We start from the raw sequence: 7,674 nt of genomic DNA, 5'->3' as shown, positions 1-7,674 counted from the left end.
TTACCCCTTCCTATAGTCCGCTCGACTTGCATGTGTTAGGCACGCCGCCAGCGTTCGCTCTGAGCCAGGATCAAACTCTCATATAAAACTTTGATACTGGCTAACTTTTGAAACTCTAAAGTCTTTTGTTATTAATAGGGGCTTACCGAACTTTTCAAAGAACTAAATGTTTTTAAAACATTAAGCACAAACTTTATAATTAAATAATATCAAACTATATAATTTTTGTCAATACTTTTTTTTCAATTTTTTACAAGAAAACATAAAACTGTAATTACTTTCAAAGAACGTTATTTTTAATTACAACATATTATGAGTGTTATTGTCAATACTCCGAAATTCCCTGAAATTGCCGATAGAAAATTCAGGGACTAATTTTTTGACTCTCAGAGCATTTTTAGTGGCGGTTTTATCTAAAATTTTCCGCTTACTTATCTTTTAATTCCATTTTTTTACCAAAATAATACGTAAGACCGTCTTAATTGCCTTGTCTTCTTAGTCAGTCACCAACTATGGATGGGTAAGGCATTATTTTTTTTCTACAAGCTCTTTTATAACCTTCGAGGGATCTTGTCCCTCAAACTCTTTTTAGATAAAAATAAAAAATTTATCTTTTGTGGATACAAAGGGGCTTTGCCCCTTGAGAACTCCAGAATAGACTGCTAAAACTGCTCTTGCTGTTATATAATCTTTTGGGCGTGATATGTTGAATGAAAATATTTTTGTTTTATCATATTTATGAGCCTCCTTTTTTTGTGTGTTTTTTCACCATTTGGGTGATATTTTATATCACCCCTAAAACTAAAATCCACAAAAAGGAGGCTCACTTTTTTATATGCCTATTGGCAATTTTAGGCATTTCTGAAATTTCTATCGGCAATTTCAGAAGTTCATCTTTCGGGGAGTTGACAAAAGTTTTATTTTTAAGGTAATTTTAAATGTTGATGGGCCTATAGCTCAGCTCGGTTAGAGCGCACCCCTGATAAGGGTGAGGTGGTTGGTTCGATTCCAACTAGGCCCATGAAAATGTGGGGGTGTAGCTCAGTTGGGAGAGCGCCTGCTTTGCACGCAGGAGGTCGTGGGTTCGAATCCCTTCACCTCCACTTTATTTTTCAAGGGTTTACAAATTCTCTCTCCTGTGACTGTGACCAAATTGTGACTAAATTGTGACCAAATTAGTATTTTCAAGGGTTTGAAAGGCATATGGGGTGTGGGGGTAAACAGAAAATCAATTGTCCACTGTGACTTAAATTGCTGGAGAATGTCTATTTTTTCTTATTTGACAGAGAGCTATCCAGAAGTGGACTGTGTCCAAAGTTATTTTCCAGTGCTTTAAGAGCCTCTTTTTTATGTGCCTGAGATAAGTGAGAATACCTGAGAGTCATGGTCAAACTTTTGTGACCAAGTAGTTCCTGCACTGTCTTTAAATCAGCTCCAGACATAACAAGATGACTTGCAAAGGTGTGTCTCAGGTCGTGAAAGTGGAAGTCTCTAATGCCTGCTTTCCTGCATGCACTGTTAAAGCTCCTCTTTAAATCGGTGTATCGTTTGCCTGTATCTGGATTTACAAAGACATAGTCGGTGTCAAGTCTCCTCTGACTGTGGAGTTGTCTGAACAGAGCTTTCAGGCTGTCAGTCATAGCTACCTCTCGGCGGTTGTAGTTTTTGGTTCTGTCAAGTAATATAATTCCGTTTTTTAAATCAATCTGACTCCATTTGAGAGCAAGGATCTCTCCTTTTCTCATGCCAGTGTGAATTGCTGTATAAATAATCGGGTAGAGGTGTTGTTCGCAGTGAAAGAGAAGTCTATTGATTTCCTCTTTAGTCAGGTATCTCAGACGCTTAGTTTCTCCCTTGAGAGACTGAACTTTTCTGATTTCTTTAAGTCTTCGTTCTGTAATCATGTTCCAGTCACAGGCTTTTGAGAATGAGGCTTTAAGTATTGATATATAACGATTACAGGTAGCGATTGAATATTTCTTTTCTATGAAGTAACTTTGTAGATATTCCACATCCTTGAGTCCTATCTGTTTGAGTTTTAGTTCTTTAAACCATTCAGGTAATACATTTAGATAGTATTTTTTCATGCTCTCATAATATGCCTGCCTTTTATAGCACCATGGAAGGTAGTGCTTTTCATAGAATTCAGCATAGCTTATGCTACTTTCAGTTGATTCAGCTGGTTTAAGTAGGTCTGGTGCAGGCTCAGATTTTGAGTTGTTGAGTTTGAGCATAACTTTGGCATAAATCTCCTCTGCTTTTTTTCTATCTGAGGTTTTAGTTGAAATGCGGTGTCGCTTTCCATTATGATAGAGACTAATCCACCAAACACCACCACGTTTATACAAAGCCATAGGAAGCCTCCTTTCCTGTGGCTTGTATGCCTGACTTGTCAATGAGCGATAAAGATAAAAAATTGTAAGGCATGGCAGGCTTTGTGGTCAACTCAGGATATTTTTGAAAGAATTTCGTTGACAGCTTCGTCAATATCAGAAGTTTTGACAAGGTGTTTCTGAATAAATTCCTCTACATCAATAGGTCTAAAGCGGACCACTTTTTTGTTAATACGAACATAAGGAATAGTTCCTTTTTCAATCCAGTAATAAATTGTACGTTTATCAACTTTGAGAATTCTGGCTACCTCATCGGGAGTAAAAAGTTCTTCATTTATAAACATACATTCTCCTTTAAAAATCACTATTTTTTATTAAAAATATTACCGTTTAAAAAAATCTTTACAATTTGAATAAAAATAATTTCTCGTTTGCAATCCTTTCAATTCAGTAATGTATTGTCTCATTTTCATAAAATCTTTATATCCATCATGCCTGACTATTTCATCATTCAGCACAACTCCATAAGGATATATTTTTTTTAATAGCTCAAGGTTTATATTAGATAACATTACAGGCTTATCTACAGAATTTATAATTTCTTTTATTTGTTCTATAAAAATGTTTTTTATTCCTTTAAAATTAAAAATAAAAGTATCTATATAAAAAGCAAATTTTAAATCAGTTTCTGAAAAATTGTTATCTGCAAGTTTTATCTCCTTAATAATTTTTAATTCTGGTTTTTTATTTTTTAGTTTTTTCAAATCATTTAAACTTAAATTTTGGTTTATCTGTATTACTGTTGTCCTGGTTTTTTCGACTAAAGAAAGAATAGCCTCTACCGAAGAAAAAGAGGTAATTATAATTGGAGTCACAAATACAGGAATGTATTTAACCAACTTCTTAAATGTTTTAATAGAAATTTCATTAGAACTTTTAGAAAATGTCTCTTCAAGAAAGAAACCTAAAGCATCAGCCCCTTCGTATGCAGCGGTTATTGTTTCTTCTATGGTTGTCACTCCAGATATCTGAATTTTCAAGGGCTACCTCCTCAAGAATCTTTATAATTTTTTCATCAAATATTCCGTTTTTCCCTTTTAAGTAAGTTATTGCAAGGTCATGATCACATGCAGACCTGTATGGTCTATTTGTTCTCAGTGCATCATAAACATCAGCCGCAGATACAATCTTAGCTGGAAGAGGAATTTCATCTCCTCTTCGGCCATATGGATAACCCGAACCATCTGCTCGTTCGTGATGATACAAAATAATATCCTTTGCAGTCTGATAAAATACGGTATTGTCTTTACATATCTTTTTTAAAAGCGTCAGCCCATAAAAAGAGTGTAATTTTATATATTCCTTTTCTGTTGAAGTATACCATCTTGGAGCGTTTATAAAACTTCTTGGCATCAGTAATTTACCTGCATCATGAAGTAACGCTGCAGAACGTATTATATAAGCTGTATTCAAAGAACAATAACATTCGGCTATTCTGAAACTTAACTCAGAAACATTAACTGAATGATAAGAAGATTCAAGCTTAACTATTTCCTCTACCACATCTGAAAAACTATATTTTTTATCTTCAATTCTTTTTATAAATTTCAAATAATAAACCACATCTTCTAAAGTCCAGAAAAAAGGAGTTCCCTTTATAGCCAGATTTTTGATTATCTGTAAACTTAAATTATCTATAATAAAACTCTCAATAAAAATTGCTGAGTGATATTGTAGGGCTAAATCAATAATTTCAGAAAATAAATCCCTACCCTCTATAACTGATGGAATGATTTGACGTCCATCTATTTCATGTTCTCCAATAAGTTCAATTTCTCCATCAAAAAAAGATAGAGTCCTTTTTCTCATAATATATGTGCCATGTAAACATAACCAGTAAAATTCCATAGAAAGATATTACTTCAACCACTGAATTCCCACCGCTTATAGAAATAGTGGTAAAACAGGTAACACTTGTGATATTAGTTTTTTTCTGGTATCTCTCTGTTTCTTTCAAAAATTAGAAAATTTTTGAAATTTTTTCAACTTCATCAAACTCAAAAATGTCTTTAATAATTCTTCCAAAAACTGAAATTTCTATTTCAAGATTTTTCTCGTTGACTTTCTTGATCATTCCACTCAGCCCCTCATAGGTTCCCTTTATAATTTGAACCACATCTCCTTCTTTGAAGGACTTTGAAGGATTTATCAACTCTGTAAAACTGTCAAATCCCTTAAGAAGCTGTTTATACTGTTTTGTTTCAGTTATCTGAATGTGAGGTTTCAGTTCCTCGGGTATATAAGGTTCCGGGTCACGAACAACCAGGATACACTCAGGAAACTCCGTATCAAAAACAGTAAGACGAGCTTTTGAAAGAATAGACTTAAGGATTTTAATATATTTTGAATGCCGGGAATAAATGAGATATGCCATGAAAAAATATTACTTAAAAAGTATGTCACGCATAGAATCACTCCACTGCCATGAAAATCTCTTCCTCTTCGGTATCCTGCATTATCTCATGTTCTACCTGAAGTTTTTCGATAATTTTATTTATAAAATACTCGTCTACGCTTCCCACAAGAGCAAACCAATAGCTATTAACCGTATTTTTCTGTCCTATCCTGTGAACTCTTCCCTCTGCCTGAAGCATTTTAGCCGGTGTCCATTCATATTCAGCAAAAACTACTGTTGAGGCTTTTGTAAGAGTTATCCCCTCTGCTGCTGCAAGTGTTGTCGCAATAAATAAAAGATACTCATCTTTGGTTTGAAATGCCTCAACCAGCTTTGCCCTTTCATCTGCAGGAGTTTCTCCTGTAATAACCAGAGGATTAAACTGCCTAAAAGTATCTCTAAAAAACTTTGCAACGTCTCTATGATGAACAAATACTATTACCGGTTCCGATTCTAAAGTATCACTGAGAAAATCAACTATAATTTCTTTCTTTTCCTCAAATGCATATCTTCTATATTCGTTCATGAGAGTAAATGCAACAGAACGAACCTGCGTTTTTTCAAGCTTCAACTTATTAAGTAAATCTCTATCTCCATTTTTCTTTGCTTCTTTAATTTTTTTATTTATTTCCCTAATTTTATCCATCATCCCTCTGGTTCTCTCTTCAAGGTCTAAGAATACCTTACCAGCATTTTTCTTTACAGGGATAACTGTTCTTATTTTTTCTGGAAGCTCTTTTAATACTTGAGATTTTTCTCTCCTTAACATAATAGTAACTCTTAATAATCTTCCAAGTTCTTCTGTGTTGGATGCACCATTAAAATCCCAGAACTCTTTTATCCCATCTCTTGTTTGTATCTGCTTTTTATGAGCTGCACAATATTTGTGGGCAAATCTAAAAAAATTATCAAACTTCTGAGGAAGCAATAAATTTAAAACAGGAAAAAGTTCCGCAGGTCTGTTAAGCATAGGTGTACCAGTAAGTGCAATGATTTTTGCTTTAAGATTAGATTTACAAATTCGTTGAACTTCCCTGGTTCTTATTGCATATTGATTTTTTATATAATGAGCCTCATCAAGTACTATACAGTCAAGATTTTTAAATTCTTTACCCTGAAGAATATCATAATTGCAAATATAAATATCAACATCAAAATTCTGTTCAAAACCGTTTCTACCCTCAAGAACTTCTATATTAAGAGGATTAATTGACCACTTATTTAATTCCTTTAGCCAATTGTATTTTACAGAAGAAGGACAAATTATTAAGGATTGGGGAGTTTTCCCTGTTTGTTTTGATTCATAATTAAGATAACCTATTACCTGAACAGTATTATGAGTAACAATTGCATATTCAGTAAGATAAAGGCAGTCAGGAGAATCAACCTGAATACAAACTGCCTCATCCACTCTTTCAAATTCTATTTTTTCTATTCTTCTTGATACTGGATATTTTACTGGAGGACTGTATCTCTGAAGTTTTCTTCTGGAGCGAAAAGGAGTAAATTCAGCCGGAAGTTTAATTCTTAATATATGACAAATTTTAATGTGTTCTTTGTATTTAACTTTTTTTACAGAATGCCTACATATGCCACCAAGAGAATGAACTATTTCTTGGACATCTTCTGCTAATCTTTGTGAAGTAGTATAAAATTCTACCACCATCCCATCTTTCGATACATACCCATCAGTGTCCAACAATCCTTGTAAAATTGCTAATCTATCTTCAATAGAAGAGTATTTATATATATCAGGTATAAATTTATCAGTAGAATTGCATCTTAATCCAAACTTTTTAAGTTCTCTTTTTAATGGATTAAAATAATTACCAAATTTTGAAACTATTCTAAATTCAAAAACATTTGCAGAACGACTTTTTATCCTTTTAAATTCAACATCTTTTAATGATAAAGCAATAGAATTAACAATATCCTCATCTGCTGCATTCATAGATAATACTAAACCGTCCTTTAATTTTCCATTTCCAATTAATACACCTAAAAAATAAGGATCAATTGGTAAATATTTTTTTCCATATATTAGTGGTTGTGTCATAGGTATTTTCCATTTAGAATTATACTTATCTCTATAAAATGTTTTTATCGTATATTTTTTGTTTTTGTTCCGACCTTTACCAAAATGATTAATAGTTGCATTCTTATCAATCAATTGTCTTGTTGATAGGACAAATTCTTCACCACTATTATTTATCACTTTCCATAAATGATTTAAACCTACAAGAACAGAACATCCATCATTAAAAGTAACCCTGTATAATTTCTTTTTCCCTTGTGGGTATACTCCTACTACATTAACAAGTTTTCCTGAAATCCCAAAAATTTTATCACCAACTTTTAAATCACCAATTCTTTTTCTGCCCTCTGGTGTCCAAACTCTATTATTTACCCATTCTTCTTTACCCAACCCCATGGCATCCGCAAGCAAAACATTCTGTTTATTTACTAAAAATTCAACTCCAGCTCTCTGATAAGGATAGAGGCTTAGTCCTTCTGGTAAGGGAACAGGGAAATCACTACTTTCTTTTCTGCTTAGTTCGATTATATTTGAAAGTCTTGAATAAAAAGAATTGACAAAATGGGCTGCATAAATAATTTCTTCTTGAGGGAAATAAGATAAAACTGTAGAAAGTCTGTCAAGGAAATCCTTTGTGTTTTCAAAATCATGTAAATCTGCATACCACGCTTTTCGGTTTTTGTCCCATTTAAGTCTTGACCCTTTAAAAGCTGAAATTAAGTTTTCATCATAGACTGAGTAAAAAAGAACATAGTTATTCAAAACACGGATAGATTTTCCAGGCAGAACCATAGTTTTCATTGTGAAAATATTACTCCAGGGTAATATTTCAATATCAAAATTCAGTTTTG

The 7,674-nt window shown here is 33.1% G+C and carries 6 protein-coding genes, 2 tRNA genes and 1 rRNA gene (1 of these 9 running past the window's edge); 2 read left to right on the top strand and 7 right to left on the bottom strand.

All coding sequences use genetic code 11. The annotated features are described in order from the left end of the window. Positions 1–86 (bottom strand): 16S ribosomal RNA (locus QI155_RS06125) (it extends 1,449 nt beyond the left edge of the window). Positions 87–946: 860 nt separating this feature from the next. Here QI155_RS06125 and QI155_RS06120 point away from each other — a divergent pair. Together QI155_RS06120 and QI155_RS06115 are read left to right on the top strand one after the other, a co-directional pair. Further along, a tRNA-Ile gene (locus QI155_RS06120) sits at positions 947–1,021 on the top strand. 9 nt (positions 1,022–1,030) lie between these two features. Next, a tRNA-Ala gene (locus QI155_RS06115) sits at positions 1,031–1,103 on the top strand. A gap of 162 nt (positions 1,104–1,265) precedes the next feature. On the opposite strand, the gene QI155_RS06110 is transcribed toward QI155_RS06115, so the two are convergent. The 6 genes from QI155_RS06110 to QI155_RS06085 form a co-directional block, all read right to left on the bottom strand. Beyond that, on the bottom strand, positions 1,266–2,354 hold the full coding sequence (locus QI155_RS06110) for a site-specific integrase (RefSeq protein WP_281321305.1): 1,089 nt from the start codon (positions 2,352–2,354) through the stop codon (positions 1,266–1,268). Positions 2,355–2,446: 92 nt separating this feature from the next. Further along, positions 2,447–2,677 (bottom strand): helix-turn-helix domain-containing protein, encoded by a 231-nt coding sequence (locus tag QI155_RS06105; RefSeq protein ID WP_281321304.1) that lies wholly within the window; start codon positions 2,675–2,677, stop codon positions 2,447–2,449. A gap of 39 nt (positions 2,678–2,716) precedes the next feature. After that, positions 2,717–3,373, bottom strand: coding sequence for a hypothetical protein (locus QI155_RS06100; RefSeq protein ID WP_281321303.1), 657 nt, complete (start codon positions 3,371–3,373; stop codon positions 2,717–2,719). Then, positions 3,306–4,241 (bottom strand): HD domain-containing phosphohydrolase, encoded by a 936-nt coding sequence (locus QI155_RS06095; RefSeq protein WP_281321302.1) that lies wholly within the window; start codon positions 4,239–4,241, stop codon positions 3,306–3,308. The genes QI155_RS06100 and QI155_RS06095 overlap by 68 nt, the downstream gene beginning before the upstream one ends. A 112-nt stretch (positions 4,242–4,353) precedes the next feature. Beyond that, positions 4,354–4,767, bottom strand: a complete 414-nt coding sequence (locus tag QI155_RS06090) for a KOW motif-containing protein (protein WP_281321301.1) — start codon at positions 4,765–4,767, stop codon at positions 4,354–4,356. A 37-nt stretch (positions 4,768–4,804) separates the two neighbouring features. Beyond that, entirely contained in the window at positions 4,805–7,624 is a 2,820-nt protein-coding gene (locus QI155_RS06085) for an SNF2-related protein (RefSeq protein WP_281321300.1), read from the bottom strand. Positions 7,625–7,674 lie beyond the last annotated feature (50 nt).

Source organism: Thermodesulfovibrio sp. 1176 (assembly GCF_029946585.1).
In the GTDB taxonomy this organism is placed as follows: Bacteria; Nitrospirota; Thermodesulfovibrionia; order Thermodesulfovibrionales; family Thermodesulfovibrionaceae; genus Thermodesulfovibrio.
The sequence above is the reverse complement of the archived record's forward strand: the minus strand, read 5'-3'. Positions and strand labels throughout refer to the sequence as shown.

Coding starts and splice junctions, on each gene's coding strand:
- QI155_RS06105 (WP_281321304.1), bottom strand. CDS start 2,677: ATGTTTATAAATGAAGAACTTTTTACTCCCGATGAGGTAGCCAGAATT.
- QI155_RS06095 (WP_281321302.1), bottom strand. CDS start 4,241: ATGGAATTTTACTGGTTATGTTTACATGGCACATATATTATGAGAAAA.
- QI155_RS06085 (WP_281321300.1), bottom strand. CDS start 7,624: ATGAAAACTATGGTTCTGCCTGGAAAATCTATCCGTGTTTTGAATAAC.
- QI155_RS06110 (WP_281321305.1), bottom strand. CDS start 2,354: ATGGCTTTGTATAAACGTGGTGGTGTTTGGTGGATTAGTCTCTATCAT.
- QI155_RS06090 (WP_281321301.1), bottom strand. CDS start 4,767: ATGGCATATCTCATTTATTCCCGGCATTCAAAATATATTAAAATCCTT.